The sequence below is a fragment of the Lacinutrix sp. MEBiC02404 genome, from assembly GCF_053601575.1.
Genome location: NZ_JBSHNV010000009.1, coordinates 1 through 259 on the forward strand (window position 1 = coordinate 1; position 259 = coordinate 259).

1 protein-coding gene is annotated in these 259 nt (G+C 41.7%); it reads left to right on the forward strand.

Going from position 1 to position 259, the window contains the following annotated elements; translation table 11 throughout:
• A partial coding sequence (locus ACVCXO_RS00040; RefSeq protein WP_452227563.1) for a hypothetical protein occupies window positions 1-259 on the forward strand: 259 nt, incomplete at both ends.

Here is a 259-nt window from a genome sequence, read left to right on the forward strand (position 1 = left end):
TTTTAACTTTAGGAGATGCTTCTTTTAATACGACAGCAACTTGTGATGGCGGCACCGCAAATATAACTGGAGATCTTGGTGGAAGTTTTACTTTTAATCCGATACCAACCGATGGAGCAACAATAGATGCAACTAGCGGAGCGGTAACGAATGGAATTTCAGGAACTATTTATACCATAGAATATACAAGTCCTGGAACCTGCGGAGTAAATAGCACGCAATCCGTAACCGTGTTAACCTCCGGAAACGCTGCTTTTAA